Below are 20,433 nucleotides of genomic sequence, written 5' to 3' on the forward strand. Positions count from 1 at the left end.
CCCGGAAGCTAAGCCTTTCAGCGCCGATGGTACTGCAGGGGGGACCCTGTGGGAGAGTAGGACGCCGCCGAACAATTTTTGGGGAAAGCCCCGCACCAAACCCTCAGGGTCACGGTGCGGGGCTTTTTCGCGTTCACTTCCGTCAGTCACCTCCCGCAGGGCATCAGTCGCGTGCCTCTCGGGACCTTCGGAAATCGAGATACGCCAACGCCAGGTCAGCAGCGGAATGATGGTCCACATCAGCGTGACCCGGAGCCGGCCATGGGTCAGGGACGCAACCAAGGCCACCGCAAGGCCGCTGCCGAAGAAGCCGAAGAGCTGCCGGTAGGAACTGGCGGCGCCGTACGGTATCCGCCGCGTGGTCCCGGAACTGTCGTCCTCGGCCAACGCGGCACGTGCAGGGTGGCTTTGGCCGTCGCGGCGAGCCTGTCGCCAGGCGAAGAACCAGCGGCCGAGAGCGTAGACGACGATCACACCCAAGTAGATGAACCACTCAAGCGGGTCGTCAGATGATGAGCGGGCCAGTGTCATCAGCCTCGGGTGCCCCGGCCCCGAGGGAGTAGGCGATTCCGTATCGGGGCGCCGGCGTCCGTGGTGGCGAAGCGGCCTCCTAAGGCCCGCCAGATGCCCTTGTGCTGTGCAGGGTTCCCGAGGCCTGGTCCTCATGTGGACGGCACAGGGGGAGGCCTGGTCCACATGTGGACGGCGCAGGGGGGATGGCATGGGAATAACGCGCGCGTGTGGGGCCCGTGGGACCGCTGCCCGTGGGACCGATGTCGGCAGCGGACGGAGACAGCGAAAAGCGGGACCCAGTGGCACAGGGTCCCGCTTTTCAAGCTTGGCACTCGCGCTGGTCAACCGTCTGATCTTGAGGTTGAAGCGAAGTGCCCCCGGCAGGATTCGAACCTGCGCACACGGCTCCGGAGGACGTGGGAATCCTGGGCGTTTCTCCAGGTCGGCGGCCTAACTGACGCCCTGTTGGGTCCGCCGTCCCGTGCATGTCTCACAGAAATGAAATAGCTTGTTTGCCTGCCTTGTCTCGATCGTTCCCTGTGGTGGCCGATCCATGCAGCATGACGTAGATCACGAATTCTTCGGACAAGCGAAGGGGTATGTGGTGCGCCCCTCAATCGAACAGGGAGGCAGTCCGGAGCACGCGGGCAAGCCAAGTGGGCCGGTTGTGCGCCGGGCTCGGCGGGAGGACCTCCCCCGTGGTGACGGGCGAGTGGCCTCCGGCGGATATGCCCCGCCATTTATCGTCCGCGTGCCCTGAGGGCATGCGGTTGTGCTGGCTGTCGGTTGCGCCTCTAGGGGCGTGTTCGCCGTGGATCGAGGTCCCCCATGACTTGGTTGTCGGGGCAAGGCCGGCGTAGGAGGTGAGGTGGCCGGCGGTGGGGAAGCTGGTGCCGTCACCGACGGTGACCAGCAAGGTGGCGGTGGTCCAGACCGTGACCCCAGGCATCGAGGTCAGGACCTTGGAAAGACAGTGGTCCTCCAGCAGGGCATCTGGGTTTCCAGGGCCCGGCGCTGTTCGTGGACGGCCGTGAGCGAGCGGGCTAGGAAGGCCCCACGACGTCGAGGTTGCCGGTCCCCGGGACCATGACGGTCTGCTCGTCCCGTGCGTCGAAGACGTCGTTGATCAGTCGCTGGGCCACGCGCGGGGCCTTGGGTCGGAGGGCTTCGACGAGTCTGCGGCGGCCGGCCTTCCGTAGTGCGGCCGGGGAGTCATAGCGTTTCAGCGGTCAGGTCATTGCGGGGTGGTCCAGGCCGGGGTCGAGGACGCGTTCCAGGCTGGGGTGGAACTGGGTGAGCAGGCCGCGTATCCGGTTGCTGGTGCGGGTGGCCTCGGCCGCGAGGTCCTGGTCGAAGCCGATGAGCACGGTGATCTCGTCGGTCAGTTCCAGCGAGCGCAGGGTGTGCGGCATGGTGCGGGCAGCGTCCGCGATCGCCGCGGTGTCCTTGGCGCCGGTTTCCGCCTCGCCCGGGTAGAGGTCGGCGATCCGGCACGTGGCGAGTCCGGGCAGGTAGGCGACCTTGCAGCCTGCATCGCGGGCGACGGTGAGCGGTAGGGCTGCGATGGAGGCGGCCTGGTCCACGATCACCAGCACGCTGTCGAACTTCGCGGTCAGCTGGCGAGCCGGGTGTGGGCCGGTAGTCCTTCCCTCTCGATGTGAGAGGAGGGGCATGGTGCAGCAGCTTGCTGCTGACCGCGGCCCAGATAACCCTGCCAGCTTCTCGCCGGGCTGTACGGGAGAGCTAGCGCTTACGGGTCCGTTGCTGCTCGCCGGTAGCGAGCTTCTACTGAGAAGTGGGCTTCTCAGTTTTGGATATCTGTAGAGATGGCACCGGCGACGGCGGCGCTGCTAGCGTTGGCCTTGGTCGAAGTGGTGAACGTTGCCCAGCCTCAGCGGCTGTGTCCCGGGATACAGCTATGCCCCGGAGTCCGCCTGATCGCTGCGGGCGGACCTCGGGGCAGGGAGCCAAATCATGATTCTTGCCTCGGGCTGTGTGCAACCAGGTGCAGTGACAGAAGTTCCAAGGCGTACGCAGAAAAATTTAGCACAGCTATCTGCCATCTGCGTCTGACACAGGGGGCGCAGTGATGCGGAGTGACGAGCAGGAACTGGTACGGGCCATGTCGGCGGAGCGCTTTCAGCCGTTCCTCGCGGTATGCGAGGGCGATGTCACGGTGGCGCTGCGCCTGTATGCGTGGGACGCAGAGGTCAGCCGGGCTTTACACAGCATCTTGCGGGACCTGGAGATCTGCTACCGCAACGCCGTCCACCGGCAGCTCGCGGGCAAGTACCGCCGGGACGACTGGTGGAACGACCGGCGCATCCGACTGCACCAGGTCGGCCAGGGCAACATCGCCGATGCCCAGGACAAGCTGCGCACGATGCGCAAGCCGGATGCTCCCTGTGACGTCGTGGCGCAGTTGTCGTTCGGCTTCTGGGTTGGCCTCTTCGCCAGAGGCGAAGGGCGCCACTACGAGATGCAGCTGTGGAACGCGTCGCTTCAGCACCTCTTTCGGGCGCACGGTGTCCGCCGCGATGAACTGCACGTGGAGTTGAAGGGACTTCTGAAGCTGCGGAATCGGGTCGCCCACCACGAGCGCGTCTTTCACATGGAGTTGGAGGACCGCTTCGCCGCCGCGCTCACGTTGATGGGCTACGTCAGCCCCGAGACGGCCGCGCTGCACGAGAAGTTCGGCCAAGTTCCGCAGGTGCTGGCCCGCAAGGAACGAGTGTTGTCCGGAGAGGAGGAGATTCGGCTGTGAGCCAGGGGAACCAGCGGACGGGCACGAACCGGAACCGGTTCAAGCCGGTGACACTCGGCGAGATCAAGGAACTCACCAGCGTGGGCCGCCCCACCGTGAGCAACTGGCGCCGTCGGCACGCGTCCTTTCCGGCCGCGATGGGCGGCACCGAGAACAAGCCGCTGTTCGACGCGGAGGAAGTCGCCGAGTGGCTGGACACCCGGCCCGTCCCCGACGCGGAACGGCAGGAGGACGGACGTATGCCGACGTACGGAGACCGGTTCCGGGAGGCTCTCCGGTTGCGGCGGTTGGTCGCGTTGAAGCACGACGGCATCTCGGCGGAGACGCTGATCAGGTCCGCCCTGTCGCTGATCGCGGATACGGCAGCGGGTAACCGGCGGGCTCCGGTCGCGGGTGGACAGCTCGAACAAGCGGTGGACGAGCTGTTGGACGGTACCGAGACGCCGGGCGCCGCCGCCGACGCGGTGCTCGGCTTGGCCGGCCGACTCGAATCCGACCTGGCCATGGACGCCACTCCGGCGGTGGTGGCGGAGCTGATCGGTACGCTGGTCCGCCGTCGCGAGGCCGAATGTGCCCGCCCCTCCGTGATCAACCTGCACGCTGGCACGGGAGACCTGCTCTTCGCCCTCGACCGCGGCCGGCACGACCGGATCACCGCGATGGAGGCGGATGGGCTGCGCCGTGAACTGCTGGGCCACCGTCTGCTGGCGCACGGTGTGCGCGGCGTCGACCTGTACGCCGACGTCGCGGCGCTGAGGGCCGACGGGCGCACGGCGGCCGACGTCGTCGTCGTCGACCCGCCTTATGTGGCGGGCGAGCGCGAGACGGACGAGGACGGGCCGCTGAGCCGGGCCGTCGAGGCGCTGGGGCTGCTCGGGCCCGGTGGCACCGCGTACGTGGTCGTGCCGTCGTGGACGCTGGCCCGTCGGAGGACGGGCGTCCGCAGCCCGAACGTCCGGCTGCGGGAGCACCTCCTCATGGAGGACGCGGTGGCCGGCATCGTCCAACTCCCGCGCCGCATCCATCCGTTCCGCACCGGTGCGGAACTCGCCCTGCTGGTCCTGCGCCGGGACGCAGGGCTGGCCGAGCGCGGCCTGACGCGGGTCGTGGACGGCGACCGGATCGCGCTGCGGACGGGGCTGGGGCAGCGCTGGGCCGAGTTCGTCACCGACGCGCTGAGCACGGCGGACCTCTCGGCGTCCGAAGAGGTCCGTGACATCCCGGTGACGGCCGCGAGCCCGCGCGGGGAGCAGCTGCTGGACGGCCGGTCCCTGCTGCCCGCCCACCGACTGGCCTCCCCCGAGCCGGGACTCGACCACTTCGGGGCGTCCCTGGACGCCCGCCGGGAGGCGGCGGCGGCGCTGCCCGACCTGCGGGAGTGGATCGGCGGCTTGGGCATCGCCAAACGGGAGAACCCGGTGCCGCACCGCCGGCTCGACGAGCACGTGCGGGCCGGGCAGTTGAAGCTGCTCCCGGGGCACCGCATCCACTCCGAGGACATCGCCGACGAGGGCCTGGTCGTCATCGGCCGGGAGGAGATGCTGGGCACACTGCCGATCGGTCGGCGGCGTATCGCGCCGGAAGCGCTGGCCGGCTACCCGCAGGCGGCGGTGACCGAGCGTGGCGACGTCCTGCTGCTCACCGAGCACGGGGTGCGCACCCATGTGGACGACGTGGGCGGTTGCGTCCTGCTGGCGCCGGTCCAGGGCCTGCGGATCACCGCGTACGCGCAGCACCAGCAGCAGCGGGCGACGGGCGGCCCGGCTGGCGGTCTGTGGATCGGCCCGCACCCGCTGGCCCGGCTGCTGGCCGCGCCCAGGAACCAGCAGCGCAGCAGCGGTTCGCTGGTGCGACGGGTGAGCGTACGAGACATGGACCTGCCGCAGCTGCCGCCCGAGGAGATCACCGAACTGGAGGCCGTCCTCGCCGAGACCGACCGGCACCGCGCCGAGGTGCGGCGCCAACTGGACGCGCTGGACGCGCTGGCCGAGCGGCTCGCCGCCGGGGTCGCCGACGGCGCGCTGGCGTTGCGGCGGCGGCCGAGCCGGTAGCCGGTGGTCCCATGTGGGAAGCACGAAGTCGAACACGAGAGAAGCGAGGCAGCTGTGCCGCCACGGAAGAAGCGGTCCCCGGAGGAGATGAAGGACATCCTCTGGCGTGCCGCCGACAAGCTGCGCGGCAGCTTGGACGCCGCCGCCTACAAGCACTTCGTGCTGGGCCTGGTCTTCCTGAAGTACGTGTCTGCGGCGATGGCCGAGCGGCGGCAGCAGCTGGAGGCCGAACTGCGCGCGGAAGGCGGATGGGAGGAGGCCGGACTGCTAGCGACCCTGGAGGAGCGCCGTGAGTACACGGGCTCCGGCGTCTACTACGTGCCCCCGGCCGCCCGTTGGGAGAGCGTCGTGGACTTGGCGCGGGGTACGGGGGGCGTGGCTGGCATCGGCGAGGCGATCGACTCCGCGATGCGCGCGATTGAGGGCTACAACCCGGCCCTGCTCGGGACCCTCCCGAAGATCTATGGCGACAGCAGTGTGGACGGGCGGCGCCTAGCCGACCTCGTGGAGCTGCTCGACCGCGTGGTGTTCCAGGAACAGGCCGGCGGGCCCGGCGCCCCGGACGTTGTGGGCGAGGTCTACGAGTTCTTCCTCGCCCGGTTTGCCGCCTCTGAGGGGCGCAGGGGCGGTGAGTTCTTCACCCCGGCCAGTGTCGTCCGGCTGCTGGTGGAAGTTCTCGGACCCCGGGAGGGCGAGCGGGTGTACGACCCGGCGTGCGGCTCCGGCGGCACGTTCGTCCAGACGGCGAACTCGGTCAGAACCCACGGCGGCGACTGGCTGAACGTGGCGTTCTACGGTCAGGAGCGGAACGCCACCACCTGGCGGCTGGCCCACATGAACCTAGCTGTCCACGGGATCGAGGCCGGTCTCGGCACCGGGCCGGCCGACGTCTTCCGCGACGACCGGTATCCGGACCTCAAGGCACAGGTCGTGCTGGCCGCCCCGCCGTTCAACCTCTCCAACTGGGGCGGCGACTTCCTGGCGATGGACCGGCGCTGGGTCTACGGCACCCCGCCGGTCAGCAACGCGAACTACGCGTGGCTCCAGCACACGGTGAGCAAGCTCGCCCCGGGCGGGCGGGCGGGCGTGGTGCTCGGCAACGGGTCGATGAGCAGCAGGCAGTCCGGCGAGGGGGACATCCGCCGGGCAATGCTTGAAGCGGACCTGGTGGCCTGCGTGATCGCGCTACCGAGCCAGCTGTTCCGCACCACCGCCATCCCGGCGTGTGTGTGGCTCCTCGCCGACGGCAAGGGGCGGGGCTCGGGCTGGGCGCGGGAACGCGGCGGCGAGGTGCTGTTCGTCGACGCCCGGGAACTGGGGTTCATGGCGGACCGCACCCTGCGGGAGCTGAGCGACGAGGAGATCGTCTGTATCGGCGACCGGGTCCGTGCCTGGCGCGGCGAGCCCGGCGCCGGCACGTACGAGGACGAGCCGGGCTTCTGCGCGAGCGTGCCCCTCTCTGCCATCGCCGAGCAGGACTTCGTCCTAACCCCAGGCCGGTACGTCGGCACGGCCGAGGCCGCGGCGGACCCGGACGCCGAGCCGCCGGACGCGAGAGTCGCCCGACTGACCGCCCTGCTGCGCGAGCAGTTCGCCGAGTCCGAGCGACTGGCGAAGGCCGTCGACGCGCAGTTGCGGAGAGTGTCGTGACGGCTGTCCGCATGCGGCCCCTGAAGGACTTCGCCGTGCCGGACGGCCTCGTCGGCGGACCGCTCGGCGCCCGCCTCGGAAAGCGGGACTTCGTCCCGGAGGGGGTCCCGGTTGTCCGCGGCCAGAACCTGGCTGGCGGCGGGTACTTCTCGTCGGCCGGTCTCGTCTACGTCCCGGCCGACCGCGCGGACGGCGCACTCGCCCGCCACCTCGCCGTTCCGGGCGACCTCGTCCTCACCCAGCGCGGTACGCTCGGTCAGGTGGGAATTGTGCCCGCCGGAATCCATGACCGGTACGTCCTGTCGCCGGCCCAGGCGCGGATACGGGTGGACCAGGACCGGGCGGACACCAGGTTCCTCTACTACTGCCTCGTGGACCCGGGCATGGTGGCGCTGATCCGTTCGCGTGCCGTGACCACGGGGGTTCCGCACGTCACCCCGGACATCCTCGGCGATCTCCCGGTCCCCGCCCGGCCGCTGCCGGAGCAGCGGGCCGTTGCCGATGTCCTCGGGGCACTGGACGACAAGATCGCCGCCAACGAGCGCACGGCCGAAACCTGCCTTGAGCTGGCCGGCGCCTCGTTCGCGGCGGCGTCGTTGGGCCCCCCGCAGCGGTTGGGCCAGGTCGCGGAACTGCACGATGGGCCGCATGCCACGCCGGTGAAGACCGCATCCGGCCCTTGGTTCCTCAGCATCAGCAGCCTGGGCGTTGGCCGCTTGGACCTGGCTGCCTCCGCCCACCTGTCCGAGGAGGACTTCGCCAGCTGGACCCGGCGCGTCAGACCACGGGCCGGCGACGTGCTGTTCTCGTACGAGACCCGGCTCGGCCACGCGGCGCTCATGCCGCCCGGTGTCCGCGCGTGCCTGGGCCGCCGGATGGCACTCCTACGGGCGAAGACCCCTGCGGCGGGCGGCGCGCTGCTCCTGCACGCCTACCTCAGCCCCGCGTTCCAGGACGAGATCGGCCGCCGTACCCTCCACGGCACCAGTGTGGACCGGCTTCCGCTGGGGGACATGCCCGGCTGGCCCCTTCTCCTTCCGGCCGAGGGCGAGCGGGCCGGGCTGTCCGCGAGACTGGACGCCCTGCACGCGAGCGCGGCGCAGACCGCGGCCGAGAACCGTACCCTCGCGGCACTGCGCGACACCCTGCTACCCGGGCTGGTCTCCGGCCGGTTGCGGGTCGGGGACGCGGCCCGCGCGGTGGGGGAGGCAGGATGAGCGAGCACGGCGCGGGCACCGCAGGGCCGACCGAGCGAGAGCTGGAAGGGCACACCCTCGAACTGCTCGGCGAGTACGGCTGGCGGCCGGTCGACGGGGCCGAACTCGGGCCGTCCTCCGGGGAGCGGAGCGACTGGGACGACCTGGTCCTGCGGCCGCGCCTGAGGGAGGCGATCGGGCGGCGCTACCCGCACCTGCCCGAGCGGTCCGTGGACGACGCGGTCGCCCAACTACTGGAACGGGCCACTGAGAACGACCTCCGTGAGAGCCACCGGTTCCACCAGCGGCTGGTCAGCGGCGTCGGCGTCCCGTACTCGGACGCGGCCGGCGAAGCGGAACGGCACACGATGGTTCGGCCGGTCGACTTCTCCGACCCGTACGCGAACGATCTGCTCGCCGCCCGCCAGGTCAAGGTCCGTAGCGCCCAGGACCGCGTTGTCGTCTTCGACATCGTGCTGTACGTGAACGGCCTGCCCCTAGCGGCCGTCGAGCTGAAGCGGACCGGCGGCCGGGACGGCGCCCGCGACGCGTACGACCAGATCCAGGGCTACCGCCGCGATCTGAAGGAGACGGGCACGTTCGCGAACGTCCTGGTGACCCTCGTCTCCGACGGCGCGACCGCCCGGATGGGCACCCCGTTCACTGCCTGGGACCACATGGCGCCCTGGCACGCCGACCCCGACGGTGCGCTGCTGCGCCGGAGGGAGAGGCAGGACGGGCGCGCCTTGGAGCGGATGCTGCTCGGCGCCTTCGAACCCGCCCGGCTCCTTGATCTAGTGGCCAACTTCCTGTCGTACTCCGCGCGCCGGACGGGCGCGGTGGACACCGTCACCCTCGCCAGGGCCCACCAGTTCTTCGCCGTCAACGCGGCGGTCCGCGCCACCGAGACCGCCGTCGCGACGGACGGCAGGGCAGGGGTCGTCCGGCACGCGCAGGGCGCGGGCCGGAGCCAGGAGATGCTGTTCTACGTCGGCAAGGCCGCGAGGGCGCCCGAACTGCCGCACCCGATGTTCGTCGTCCTCACCGACCGCGTCGACCTCGGCAACCGGCTCTACGCGGCCTTCACCGCCAGCTGCACCCTGCCGGCGGCGATCGGCGGCGGCGTCGAATGGGCCCAGGACAGCACACAGCTGCGGCAGTTGCTGCGGCGACACGCCCACAGCGGTGTCGTATTCGCGACCGTGCAGAAGTTCCGCCTCACCCACGAGGAACGTGACGCGGGCGCCCGCCATCCGCTGGTGTCCGCACGCCGCGACGTCATCGTCGTGGTCGACGAAGCCCACCGCGGACAGAGTGCCCTGCACGCCCTCAACCTGCGCGAGGCGCTTCCGAACGCCACCTTCATCGCGTTCACCGCCACCCTGGCGGACGACCGGAACGGGCGCACGCACGCCCTGTTCGGCGACACCATCCACACCTACGACTTGGCGCAGGCCGTGGACGACGGCGCGACCGTGCCCGTCTTCTACGAGTCGCGCCCGATCCGGACGCCGCCCGAGGACGTGGACCTCGACTTCGACCTCGACGTCGGTTTCGTTCCTGATGCCGCTGACTTGGCCGCTTCCCCCGCGCGGACCGAGGCGCTGGCTCGGGACGTCCTCGCGCACTGGGACGTGCGGCGCACCGAGATGGCCAAACTCACCGGCCGGCCCGGCAAGGGCATGGTGGTGACCTCGTCACGGCTGGCTGCGGCGCGGCTGTTCGAAGCGCTCGCGCGGCTGCGGCCGGAGTGGACCGGCGGCCGGGACCCCCGGACGGGGCTGCTGTCCGACACCGACGGGCGGGTCCGGGCGGCCGTCACGGGCCACATCGGGGACTCCGCCGAGATCGCGGACCACGTCCGTACCCCGGAGGGGCTGAGGACGATCCAGCGGCGGATCGTGGACCCCGACGACGAACTGGAACTGGTCATCGTCCGGTCGCTGTGGCTGACAGGCTTCGACGCCCCGCCGCTGCACACCCTCTACCTGGACCAGCGGATGCGCGGCCCCGCGCTGCTGGAGGCCGTCACCCTGGTGAACCGCACGTGGGACGGCAAGCCGTCCGGCCTGGTCGTGGACTACCAAGGCGTCGGCTCGCAACTCGCCGAGGTGCTGGCCGACGCCACTCGGCAGGACAGGGACGACGGCGCACCCGTCACGGACGTCGCGCACGCGGTGGACGCAGTACGGGACAACCACCGGCGGCTCCTGGACGTCCTGGCCAGCTGCCCGTGGCGGGAGATCCGCGACGGGAGCGGCCCGGACATGTACCGGGAGGCCGTGACGGCGGTACTGGATCACCTCGCCGCCCCCGAGCCCGGCACACGGCCGGGAACGGCCCTGCGCGGCGACCGGTTCACGCGGCACGTGGACCTGCTGCGCGGTGCGTTCTCGCTCTGCCCGGCGGACGCCCGGGTGCGGGACCTGCTCGTGGACATCCGCTTCTTCGAGGCCGTGCGGACCGCGCGGGAGAAGCTGGCCGGGTCCGCCGACGACACCGGTGCCCCGGCCGACCTGTACGCCGCGGCAGGCCTGGCTGGAGCGGACCTCTCCCGCCCGGACGACGGGCTGCTGGACCGGCTCCGGGCGAGCCGGCGCCCGCATCTCGCCGTCGAGGCGCTGCGCCGCACGCTGGTCAGGGACATCCGGCAGGCGCACCCGGACAACGTCGTCCGCCAGGAGGCCCTCACCGCGAGGACGCGGCAGGCCGTGGACCGCTACGCCAACGGCCTGGTGACGGCCGCCGAGGTCATGGCGTCCCTGGTCGCCCTGGCCCGCGAGGTGTCCGACGACCGTGCGCGGGCGCAGCGGCTGGAACTGACCGAGGACGAACTCGCCTTCTATGACGCGCTCGTGGTCGACCCGCTCGTGACCGACATGGTGGGGGCGGCGATCCTGGCCCGGCTCGCGCGCGAGCTGTACGGCCAGGTCCGGAGTGTCACCACAGTCGACTGGCGCCTGAAGAACCAGGCCCGGGACCGCGTCGTGGCCCGTGTGCTGCGGCTGCTGCGCAGGCATGGCTACCCGCCCGACCAACTCCAGGCGGCTGTCGAGCGGGTGCTAAGGCAGGCAGAGGAGCAGGCCGACGAGTGGACGTGACGCGCCGCTCCGGTCGGTTGACGGCGCACCTGGCCGCGTGCCGTCAGTCCCACCAGAAGTGCCAGACGTGGCGGTCCAGGACTGCCTTGGCCCCGTAGGTGCGGAGGGTTTCGTGGTGGCCCTGGACGATCTTGTCCGGGCAGAAGGCGTAGTGCTCGGCGGCGATCGCCTCGGCCTTCACCAGGTGTGGGGCGGAGCGGCCACCGAGACAGTAAGGATGTCGTAGCCGAGGCTCTTCGACCAGGCGTAGCAGGTCATCGGCTGTGTAGCGTCCGCTGGTGAGGGCGGCGTGGCCTGCGCGCCGTACCGGCCCCCGGACGTCACCAGGTCTCCAAGGACGTTGTCGGCGCCGTGGCACAGGGGCAGAAGAACGCCCACAAGGACCTACGGCTGGTCACCGGCGAACTGCACAGGCTCTATCGGGGCGACGGTGCCCCGACCGACATCGAAAGCTCCATCGCCCGCCCCCGATAGGTACTGGTCATTGGAAACCTCGGTGAGTTCAGTGACCGGAGCGCGACGAACCCGGAGAAGATCACCTCCTTCCAGCAGTACAGGCGACCTATCCAGGACGTCGAAGTCATCACGTTCGACGAGCTCTATGAACGGACCTGCTTCATCGTGGAGGACCGCTGAGGCGCACCCGACCGCGCCAAGGCGGGACCCCGGTCGCTCCCCTGGCTCCAGTTCTGACCGCATATGGTGCGCGACTGGGCGGTCAGCGGACGCGGCAGACATGGGGGGCGTATTGCTGTCGGGCGGGCGGGAACGCCTTCGCGAGACTGTGCCGAATCTGGCATCAGATCTTGATGATCGTGGCGCCTCCGCTGCACAGCGTGGTGAGGTCCTCCGGGTCTGAGGTGAGGATTGTGACGGGGCGGGGTGCGGTGAGGGCGGTGGCGCTGAGCATGGCGTCGATGGCGTACTTGTGGCCGTGCAGGCCGGCGTCGGCGAGGAGGGCGGCGGCGTGGCGGGCGATGGGCTCGGTGACCGGTTCGATGACGAGGCGGGACAGGGTCCATTCCAGCGCGGGGCGATTGATCCGTGGATGGATCACTTCCACGAGGGTGGCTGCGGAAGTGATCACCCGTAGGTCGTCGGCGCGGGCGAGGGCGAGCCAGCCGGTGACCGTGCGGTCGCGCAGGACGGCCTTGGCCAGCCCTTCGCTGTCGAGGACCAGGGTGCCGCCGGGGGTGGCGGGGGATGGGGTCACGCGGCGTTCGCCCCGCCTTGGGTCTGCTGCTCCCGGGCTTGGTGGAGTTGGTCGCGCAGAGCCTGAATCTCTTCGTCGGTGATGGGGCCGTGTTCGGCCTCCGCCACTGTGATGAGTTCGTTGAGGTTGTCCCGCTCGATCTGGCGGGCGACAGCTGCGGCGACGTAAGCGGAAAGTCCGGAGAGGCCACTGCGGGCCTTGGCTGCTTCGGCGATGTCGCGCGGCATGGTGATCGAGTACTTGCCGGTGGGCTCACTCATGCTACCTATCCTACCTCCCATCCTCCCTTGGTTGAGTGGAGCTGGCAGAGACAGCCGTCGCGGTGCTGGTCCGACACGAGCACGAAGCTGGGTTTGGGCGTACGACGGGACTCCAGGGGGCGTTGTTGCTGCCGGGCTTGATATGGGCACCCGAGACGTTCACGTGTCAGGGAGGTGGCGGACGTCATGAGGAACTCGAAATCGCAGGCGCGCGGCGTCCCCGGCCGGAAACGTGGAGGAAGGGCCGTGACTGGCCGGCGCACGGCGGGTGCGACGGATATCAGGGCGCTGGCCGATGATCTGGGCGCCGTGCTCCTTCGTGCCGTTCGACAAGGCACTGCGGATGAGTCCCCCGCGGGGATCAGTCGTAGCTCGTCTCGGGGTCGCGCGGCCGGGATCAGCTGGTATGCCTTTGCTCTGGAGTACATGGAGATGAGGTGGCCGCTGATCGCGGCGAAGACCCGGGACGAGACCAGCGACGCGCTGTGCGCGATCACCCGGGCGTTGCTCCGAGACGTGCGGGGCCGTCCGAGCGATAAATTGCTGCGGCGGGCGATGCGGGGCTGGGCGTTCATCGTCCCCCGCCCGGGGCTGCGTCAGATGCCGACTGACGTCCGGATGGCCCTGCGCTGGGTGGAGGGAGCCTCACGTCCGCTGGCCGATCTGACGGATCCGGCCGTGATGCGGTCCCTGCTGACAGCGCTGCGGCTCAATCAGGACGGCGCGGTGGCGGCGGCCGAGACGCAGCGGCACAAGCACAAGGTCCTGGTCACCGCCGTGCGGTACGCCGTCGAGCAGCGCAAGTTGCCCGCCGATCCGCTCGCTCCCATCAAGTGGAGCGTGGCTGAGACCGTAGACCAGGTCGACCCGCGGGTGGTCGCCAACCCCGGCCAGGCACGTTCCCTGCTGTGCGCGGTCTCCTACGTCGGCGGTTACCGACGGGCACGTGGACGGCGGCTGCTCGGGCTGTTCGCTGGCATGTATTACGCCGGGCTGCGCCCCGCCGAAGCGGTCGGGGTGTCTTAGCCCAACTGCGTGCTGCCTGCCGAGGGCTGGGGCCAGGTGACCGTGCACCGCACACTGCCGCAGGCGGGCAAGCGGTGGACCGACACCGGAAGAGCCCACGACGAACGCGGACTCAAGGGCCGTCCAGCCGACGACACCCGACCTGTACCGCTACCGCCCGAACTGGTAGCGCTCTGGCGGGAGAGCATCGATACCTTCGGCGTCGCGGACGACGGGCGGTTGTTCTTCAATGAGCGCGGAGGCATCGTCGGGTCCAGTACCTACGACCGTGCCTGGCAGGAGGCGCGTGAACTCGGTCTTCCTCCGGATCTGGTGTGCTCGCGGCCCGCCCATACGATCTGCGCCACTCGGCACTCTCCACCTGGCTTAACGCCAGCGTCGACCCGACGGAGGTCGCCGAGCGCGCCGGTAACAGCGTCGAGGTGCTCATGACCACGTACGCCAAGTGTCTGTACGGGCGGCAGGAGATTGCCAACCAGCGCATCGACAGGCTCCTGCGCGAGTACGAGTAGCGCTCGCAGGCGCCTGGTTCCGGTGAGGTGGTTGACGGTGCACATGACGCACACGCGTCCGGGCGTGCACACCGACTCGTCCATCGGAATCTGGTGTCGAAGAACTGAACGGGTATGTGTGGTGCGGGTCGGTCGATGCCTTCTCGATGACGCATCATGTGGAGTGTGGGGCGGCGCTGGAACCTGCCGCAAAAGGCGTCTGAGCTGCAGCTTTCCTAGGCTGCTCAGGTGTGGCATGGTCGCGTCGATCTGTTTCTCGGAGTGCATGACGTGGAGCCTGTCACGGGACGGACACACGTCTCTTACCGGCGGTTCTGTGAAGCGTTCGCTGGCTCGATCATCGTCTGGGCGGTGAGAAGTCATTTCGACGCTGCTTCTGACGATGCGTCGTGCCTATCGGCCTGCTGCTCATGCTTTGTGGAGTCCTCGTTCTCGACTCATTGCGCGTCCCCGGGACTGAGGATACGACCGCCTTGCCTTCGATCTTCGGTGAGTACACGGAGGTCTTCCTCCGTGTACGGAACCCGAACCCTCTGTCACAGCCGGCGCTGAGGTCTCACCTCAGGCCAACCATGCGACTTTGCCATGGCACACGACCATCCGGGCCTGGCGACTCAGTAGGCGCCATCGAGTGGCGGACCGGGCGGTGTGGGGAGAAGCAAGGCCGGTGCAGCCCCTTGGTATCAGCCACGGGGCTGCACGGTGGTGGGCACACGGGGCCCCACTTCTTCCTTATCGGAAGTCGGCGCTCGGGCCGTCTGTGTCCAGTTTCAGGTCCACGCTGTACAGAGCGTGGTCCTCGATCCCCAGGGCGCGCATCAGCTCGTTGGTCGGAATCCTGTACCTGCGTCCGACGCGGCGGATGGAGCAGGGGAACTCGCCCTCGCGGATCAGCCGGTACGCGGTCGTCGAACCGATCCCGAACGCTCGGCACGCCGTCCGCAGATCCACTGTCACGGGCAGGTCGAACATCTCGGAGAAACTGAGTCGGCCCTCCGTCGGGTTCTTCATGCTCGCCTCCCCGCAGGGCGGACCGGCCGGGTGCCCGCGCGGCGCTCGGACCGTCGGTTCTTCCGGGGGGTGTGGTGCGTCGAACGGTCCCTCGTCGCGTCGTCGGTGTCGGCGAGGGCACCCTTGCGCAGATGCTCCGGGCGCACTCGGAAGCGCAGCGGGGCGCGCAGCCCGTCCGGGCCGTCCGGGCGATCGACCCGCACGTCCAGGCACTCCTCGACCGGAGCGTCCGCCTCCCCGTCGGACGCGCTGAGCGCGCGATCCTGGGCGATGCGCTCGACATGGGTGGAGGGGAGCTCCCGCAGGCCGTCGCGGGCGAAGCACCACGCCCTGGTGCGCGCGGCGTGGATCAGGGACGAGTCGGAGAGCCGGCTCGCGGCGTCCGGGGCCGCCAGTTCCTCCAAGAGGGCCAGGACCATCTCGGCCTCCACGTCCGACCGATCGGCACGCAGGCGCGTACAGACGCGGTAGACCGTCCCGGTCAACCGGGGCAGAGCCAGCCAGATCGCCAGGAGCGTGCCGGTGCCGTGTGGAGCGAGGTCACGCAGCGCGGTGCTGAGTACCTCCTTCCAGACCTCGGCGGCGAACTGTGGGTCGGAGCCCGGCCCGTACAAGGCCTCGTGTGTCTCGGCAGCGGTGAGCCGGACCGGCTCAGCCCCCTCGATGGCTGAGGGAACGGTCACGAGGACCGAGTCGCGGACTCGGAGGTCGTCGAAGTGCCGCCTCACCGAGGCGAACATACTGGTGGATAGTGGATACATCAGTAAATGTCCTTTCTCTGGGCTGAAGATGCCGAAGGTGCTGAAGGCGCCGGAGATGTCGATGTGCTGGACGGGCTGAAGAGCCGCCGGTGCCGGTCTTGTCGACCGGGAATCGCCGCCTTTGGCCACGAGCGTGTGACAGTGCGGAAATGCCGCGAGCTCGCCGGGCGGAGTAGTTCAGAGGGATGGGGCCGCAGTGGGTGGGTGCCCGCCCGGGACGGGCACCCATTCATGAGCTGTGAAGCTCAGGCGGTCTCGGAGGGAGAGACGTCCGGCGCTTCGGCCTGCGGGGTCGCCGGTGTGGTGCCCTCGGTCCGGTCGGCCGCCCGCTGGCGCCGGGTCGGCGGCCAGTCGGGGGACTTGCGCAGACGGCTCGCCCGACGGTTTCGCTGACGGTTGTTCATAAGACCTGCGGTTCCTTTCTGATGGGTCGATCGATGACTACGTTGCCGCTTCGCGTTTCTGCGAGCGGCTGGTGTCATCGTGCACGGGGACGGAAGGAGGCCGTGGAGCGGAAACTGAGGGAAAACTGAGGCCTGGGGGCGTGAAAGAGCAAGTGCGTGTGAAGCGGCACATCGCAACGTAGAGATGAGGGGGGCGCCATCGGAGGCCCGGAACACTGCTTCCGCTGCGGAGAGGGGAAGGGCGATGGAGGGGTACGTGCTGGGCCCGGTAAGAGTCGAAGGGGACGGCGATGGAAGGGTCTGCGGCGGTTCGAAGGCAGCCGGCTTGTTCGCGCTTCTGGTGACATCAGCGGGTTGCCGATGCACCAGGAAGGAGATCGCCGAAGTCCTCTGGGAGGGGGAGGAGAACACCCGCAGCCTGGTGGACCGTGCTGTCTCCGACCTGCGGAAGCGACTTGGCTTGGAGGTCGTGCCCCATGGCGGCAAGTCGGGTCACTGCACGCTCCGCGCGCCGGAGGGCGGCATCGACCTGCTCCGCTTCCGCGACCGGGTGGCGAGGGCCGCAGGGCTGAACCATCCGGAGCGGTTCGAGCTACTTGGCACGGCCCTGGAGGAGTGGGACGGCGGCGAACCGCTGCGCGGGTTGACCGAGAGCGGCTTTCAACTGCGCCGGGAGGCGTTGCGGGCCGAGTTGATGGCCGCCGTGCACGCTCGGATGGACGCCGCCTACAAATCCAGGGAGGAGAAGTGGCTCCGTGAGGAGACGGAGAAGTGGTTCGAGCGCGCACCGGAACTTCCCCAGGTCTTCCGGTTCTACCTGCTCGCCCACGGCGACCTGCCGCAGCGTCGGCGTGAACGTCTCATCAACGCGTGGACGAAGCGCAACGGAACGCCGGACGCCGACTTGCGGAGCGCCATCGACCAGGTTCGGAGAGTTGCCCAACGGCCCGGTGGGACGCTCCTGCCGCCTGTCCCTGACCAGTTGCCCGGAAGCAGTCGCAGGCCGGTCGGCCAAGACGAACTGATCCGCAACCTTGTGGACGCCGTGTGCGAGGAACAGGACGCCGGCAATCTGGCCTTGGTTCTCATCAGCGGAATGGCGGGTGTCGGGAAGAGCACGGTGGCCAACCACCTCGCCCGTCGGCTTCGGGAGCGGTTCCCCGACGGGGTGCTCCACGCCGGACTGAACGGGTTCGCCGACGGAGACGTGCGGCCCGCCGAACCGGACGAAGTCCTGGATGGGTTCCTGGCCGTGCTGCCGCCATACACCACGGTGACCGGACCAGAAAGCAAGAGAAATGCGCTGCGGTCGGCACTGGCCCACCGGTCGGTACTCATCGTCCTGGACGACGCGCGCAACGCCCAGCAGGTGCTGCCGCTGCTCCCCGGAGACGGCACCTGCGCCGTGATCATCACCAGCCGCAACGACCTGTTGCGCCTGCAGTCCGAGAGAAAGGTGCTGTTCCGCAAGATGGAGCCGCTGCAAGAGGCGGACGCCTTGGAGGTGCTCCAGGAGAAGGTGTCGGTCGAGGACCGGGCGAAGCACGCACAGGCTTTCAGCGAGCTGGTCGGCCTCTGCGGGCGGCTGCCGTTGGCGCTCACCGTGGTGGCTCGACTCCTGGAAGGCGGTGCGCGTCCGCTGCGTACCCTCCCCGCCCTGGTGCGGGACATGAAGGAGGAGCGGGAGCGGGCGAGGCTGGACACCCTGGATATGCCGGAGCACGAACTGTCGGTCCGCGCAGCGCTGAACTGCTCTGTACGCGTGCTCGGTGCGGAGGCCCGGCTGCTGCTGTGGCAGCTCGCCGTCCACCCCGGGCCGACCGCCTCCTGGGAGGCGGTGATGGACCTGGGAAGGGTGGCGGGCGAAGGAGCGCGCACTGACCGGGCTTTGATGGAGCTCGTGGCGGCGAACCTGGTTGAGCGCCAGGGCGACCGGTACGGACTGCACGACCTCGTGCGGGCCTTCGCCCACCGGCACGCGCGGCCAGCGGCGGACGGAGAGACGACGGACATCGAGCGGGCGACCGTACGGCAGGTGCTGGAACACCAGCTGCACAACGTCCGTGTCTGCGACCGGGTGCTCGACCGCGAGCGCACCCTGCCCATCGGCGAGCCCGACGGGGTCACGGTCACCGACCCCACGGAACCGGGGCAGGCGATGGCGTACCTGGACGAGGAATACGCCGCTGTTCAGCGAGGCATCCGATTAGCCATCGGCCAGGGCATCGAACGGTACACCTGGCTGCTTTCGATGGCCCTCGTCACCTATCAGTGGCGTCGGCACCTCCTCGGCGACGCGCGGAGGAACCTCCTGCACGCCGTCGACGCCGCCGAATCCGCCGCCGCCCCGGTCGATTGCGCCATGGTCCACCGGATGCTGGCGGGGACACAGTGGCGGTTCGGCGAATACGACGCGGCCGCGGGCCACCTGCACCGTGCCGTCCGGCTCAGCAAGGAGGACCACAGTGAGGCAGGCCGGCTGAGTCTTGCCCGTTCGCTGCACCGGCTCGGGATCACCCTGCGCAAGCAGGGCGACCGGACGGGGGCGGAGGAAGCGCTGTGCCAGGCACTGGAGTTGTGCCGGGAGGTGTCCGACCCGGTGGGGGAGGCCGCCGCCCTGAACGCCCTCGGCGCACTTCACCACGACCGAGGCGAGCACGCGCAGGCGCTCCGTCGGTGCGCCGACGCCCTAGGCGTGGTCGAGCGCACGGTGGAGCGCAGTGGCCTGGCCGACGTGTTGTTCACCCTGGCCAAGGTGCACCTGGCCCGCGCCGAGCGGGACGAGGCCATCTCCCTGTACCGGCGGGCCTGTGACATCTACCGCGAACAGGAGAACTGGCCCAACGAGGACAAGACGCGGATGCTCTTCGCGAACGTTCTGGTGTCCGCCGGTGAAACCGACACAGCGGTACGGGAGTTGGAGAGAGTCATCGTGCTGCGCGAACTGATGGGCGGCGAAGGCGTACACGAGGTCCGGGAGTTGCTGGAAGGGTTGAGGTGACCCGCCCGGCCGGCGACCTTCGGATCGCCGTCACAGCCGGGGCGGATGCGTGCGGTAGTACTCGGTCGGGTCGGGGCGCAGCCGCCTCGACGGACGCCGCGAGCCCAACAGGGGCAGGTACCGTCGGAGTCGGTCGAACACCTCACGGACATCCGCCGGGCGCTCCTCCGCCTTCCACCGGACCATCCACAGTGCGAGGGAGGCGAACTCCGGGGGGAGCTCGGCGAGCTTGTCGGCCGGCAGTACCGGGCCGCCCGGTTCCGCCCGCTCCTCCAGTCCGCCGTAGGGGAGCCGCATGACGGTCATCTCCAACAGGATGCAGCCGAGCCCGAAGATGTCCGCCCGCCGCGTCAGACCTCCTGCGGGGCACGCGTCGGACTGCTCGGGGGAGGCCCAGCCGCGCGTGCCGCGCTCGAAAAGTGTCTCCTCGCCCGCCGTGATCGCGAGGCCCATGTCGATGAGCCGGAGACGGCCGTCCGGTTGCACGATGACGTTCTCGGGTTTGAGGTCGCAGTGCACCAGATTCCGGTCGTGCACTTCCCGCAGAATTTCGCACAGTTGGCCGATGACGGACGCGACTACCTCAGGATGCCTGACGGGCCTGGCCGTCAACAGGACGTCCTGCAATTGGAGTCCGTCGACGAATTCCATGACCAGGCATCGGCGCCCTCGGTGTGTCCCGGTGGCGATGATTTCTGGAATCGCCTGAATTCCCGTCAGCATCATCATGCGGGAGCCCTCTTCGAGGAGGTGGGTTCCGGCCGAGTGGAAAACGCTCTCGGGGCCGAGGTCCCGGGCCTTCTGGAGCTTCAGCGCCACTCTCTCCCCGCTCCTGCGGTCACGGCCGAGGAAGAGGTCGCCGTGGCCACCATCACCGACCCTGTCCAGCACTTCGTAGCGCTTCTCCACATTGCCGATCTCCTCGATCTCCCTCATGGCCACCCTTATTTTCTTTCGTCCGTACAGAAAT

The 20,433-nt window shown here is 69.5% G+C and carries 16 protein-coding genes and 1 pseudogene; 8 read left to right on the forward strand and 9 right to left on the reverse strand.

Translation table 11 applies throughout. The annotated features are described in order from the left end of the window. On the reverse strand, positions 1–531 hold a 531-nt coding region (locus ACFYNP_RS35385; RefSeq protein WP_388791330.1), incomplete at its 3' end, for a hypothetical protein. A gap of 772 nt (positions 532–1,303) precedes the next feature. Continuing rightward, a pseudogene (locus ACFYNP_RS35390) lies at positions 1,304–2,132 on the reverse strand (transposase); the annotation flags it as partial. A 470-nt stretch (positions 2,133–2,602) separates the two neighbouring features. On the opposite strand from ACFYNP_RS35390, the gene ACFYNP_RS35395 reads away from it, so the two are divergent. The 5 genes from ACFYNP_RS35395 (at position 2,603) to ACFYNP_RS35415 (ending at position 11,275) form a co-directional block, all read left to right on the forward strand. Then, positions 2,603–3,277, forward strand: a complete 675-nt coding sequence (locus tag ACFYNP_RS35395; RefSeq protein ID WP_388420276.1) for a hypothetical protein — start codon at positions 2,603–2,605, stop codon at positions 3,275–3,277. Further along, positions 3,274–5,328: a hypothetical protein gene (locus ACFYNP_RS35400; protein ID WP_388420275.1), complete on the forward strand. Its 2,055-nt coding sequence runs from the start codon at positions 3,274–3,276 to the stop codon at positions 5,326–5,328. Before ACFYNP_RS35395 ends, ACFYNP_RS35400 begins: the two co-directional genes overlap by 4 nt. 87 nt (positions 5,329–5,415) lie before the next feature. Then, the gene (locus ACFYNP_RS35405) at positions 5,416–6,978 is read left to right on the forward strand and encodes an N-6 DNA methylase (RefSeq protein ID WP_388420274.1); all 1,563 of its coding nucleotides are present in this window, start codon (positions 5,416–5,418) and stop codon (positions 6,976–6,978) included. Then, positions 6,975–8,195, forward strand: a complete 1,221-nt coding sequence (locus ACFYNP_RS35410; protein ID WP_388420273.1) for a restriction endonuclease subunit S — start codon at positions 6,975–6,977, stop codon at positions 8,193–8,195. Before ACFYNP_RS35405 ends, ACFYNP_RS35410 begins: the two co-directional genes overlap by 4 nt. Beyond that, entirely contained in the window at positions 8,192–11,275 is a 3,084-nt protein-coding gene (locus ACFYNP_RS35415) for a type I restriction endonuclease subunit R (RefSeq protein WP_388420272.1), read from the forward strand. Before ACFYNP_RS35410 ends, ACFYNP_RS35415 begins: the two co-directional genes overlap by 4 nt. 43 nt (positions 11,276–11,318) lie before the next feature. Here the strand turns inward: ACFYNP_RS35415 and ACFYNP_RS35420 are convergent, their stop codons facing one another. Continuing rightward, a complete protein-coding gene (locus tag ACFYNP_RS35420; protein ID WP_388420271.1) occupies positions 11,319–11,456 on the reverse strand; it encodes a DUF4253 domain-containing protein in 138 nt (45 codons plus the stop codon). Positions 11,457–11,626: 170 nt separating this feature from the next. Between ACFYNP_RS35420 and ACFYNP_RS35425 the strand changes: the two genes are divergently transcribed. Continuing rightward, complete coding sequence (locus tag ACFYNP_RS35425; protein ID WP_388791332.1) at positions 11,627–11,749, forward strand: hypothetical protein; 123 nt, start codon at positions 11,627–11,629, stop codon at positions 11,747–11,749. Positions 11,750–12,074: 325 nt separating this feature from the next. On the opposite strand, the gene ACFYNP_RS35430 is transcribed toward ACFYNP_RS35425, so the two are convergent. Next, positions 12,075–12,488 carry a PIN domain-containing protein gene (locus tag ACFYNP_RS35430; RefSeq protein WP_388420269.1) on the reverse strand — a complete coding sequence of 138 codons (414 nt, stop codon included), beginning with the start codon at positions 12,486–12,488 and terminating at the stop codon, positions 12,075–12,077. Further along, complete coding sequence (locus tag ACFYNP_RS35435; protein WP_388420268.1) at positions 12,485–12,748, reverse strand: CopG family transcriptional regulator; 264 nt, start codon at positions 12,746–12,748, stop codon at positions 12,485–12,487. The genes ACFYNP_RS35430 and ACFYNP_RS35435 overlap by 4 nt, the downstream gene beginning before the upstream one ends. A 426-nt stretch (positions 12,749–13,174) precedes the next feature. On the opposite strand from ACFYNP_RS35435, the gene ACFYNP_RS35440 reads away from it, so the two are divergent. After that, a complete protein-coding gene (locus ACFYNP_RS35440) occupies positions 13,175–13,774 on the forward strand; it encodes a hypothetical protein (RefSeq protein ID WP_388791334.1) in 600 nt (199 codons plus the stop codon). Between the two features lie 1,244 nt (positions 13,775–15,018). Here the strand turns inward: ACFYNP_RS35440 and ACFYNP_RS35445 are convergent. From ACFYNP_RS35445 to ACFYNP_RS35455, 3 genes are all read right to left on the reverse strand, one after another. Continuing rightward, a complete protein-coding gene (locus tag ACFYNP_RS35445; protein ID WP_388791336.1) occupies positions 15,019–15,297 on the reverse strand; it encodes a helix-turn-helix domain-containing protein in 279 nt (92 codons plus the stop codon). After that, positions 15,294–16,058 carry a hypothetical protein gene (locus tag ACFYNP_RS35450; protein ID WP_388420266.1) on the reverse strand — a complete coding sequence of 255 codons (765 nt, stop codon included), beginning with the start codon at positions 16,056–16,058 and terminating at the stop codon, positions 15,294–15,296. The genes ACFYNP_RS35445 and ACFYNP_RS35450 overlap by 4 nt, the downstream gene beginning before the upstream one ends. A 245-nt stretch (positions 16,059–16,303) precedes the next feature. Continuing rightward, positions 16,304–16,462 (reverse strand): hypothetical protein, encoded by a 159-nt coding sequence (locus ACFYNP_RS35455; protein ID WP_329186016.1) that lies wholly within the window; start codon positions 16,460–16,462, stop codon positions 16,304–16,306. A gap of 340 nt (positions 16,463–16,802) precedes the next feature. Here ACFYNP_RS35455 and ACFYNP_RS35460 point away from each other — a divergent pair, with 340 nt between their 5' ends. Next, a complete protein-coding gene (locus tag ACFYNP_RS35460) occupies positions 16,803–19,463 on the forward strand; it encodes a tetratricopeptide repeat protein (protein ID WP_388420265.1) in 2,661 nt (886 codons plus the stop codon). A 30-nt stretch (positions 19,464–19,493) separates the two neighbouring features. On the opposite strand, the gene ACFYNP_RS35465 is transcribed toward ACFYNP_RS35460, so the two are convergent. Then, positions 19,494–20,399: a serine/threonine-protein kinase gene (locus ACFYNP_RS35465; RefSeq protein WP_388420264.1), complete on the reverse strand. Its 906-nt coding sequence runs from the start codon at positions 20,397–20,399 to the stop codon at positions 19,494–19,496. Positions 20,400–20,433 lie beyond the last annotated feature (34 nt).

Source organism: Streptomyces sp. NPDC006691 (assembly GCF_042869955.1).
Lineage (GTDB): Bacteria > Actinomycetota > Actinomycetes > Streptomycetales > Streptomycetaceae > Streptomyces.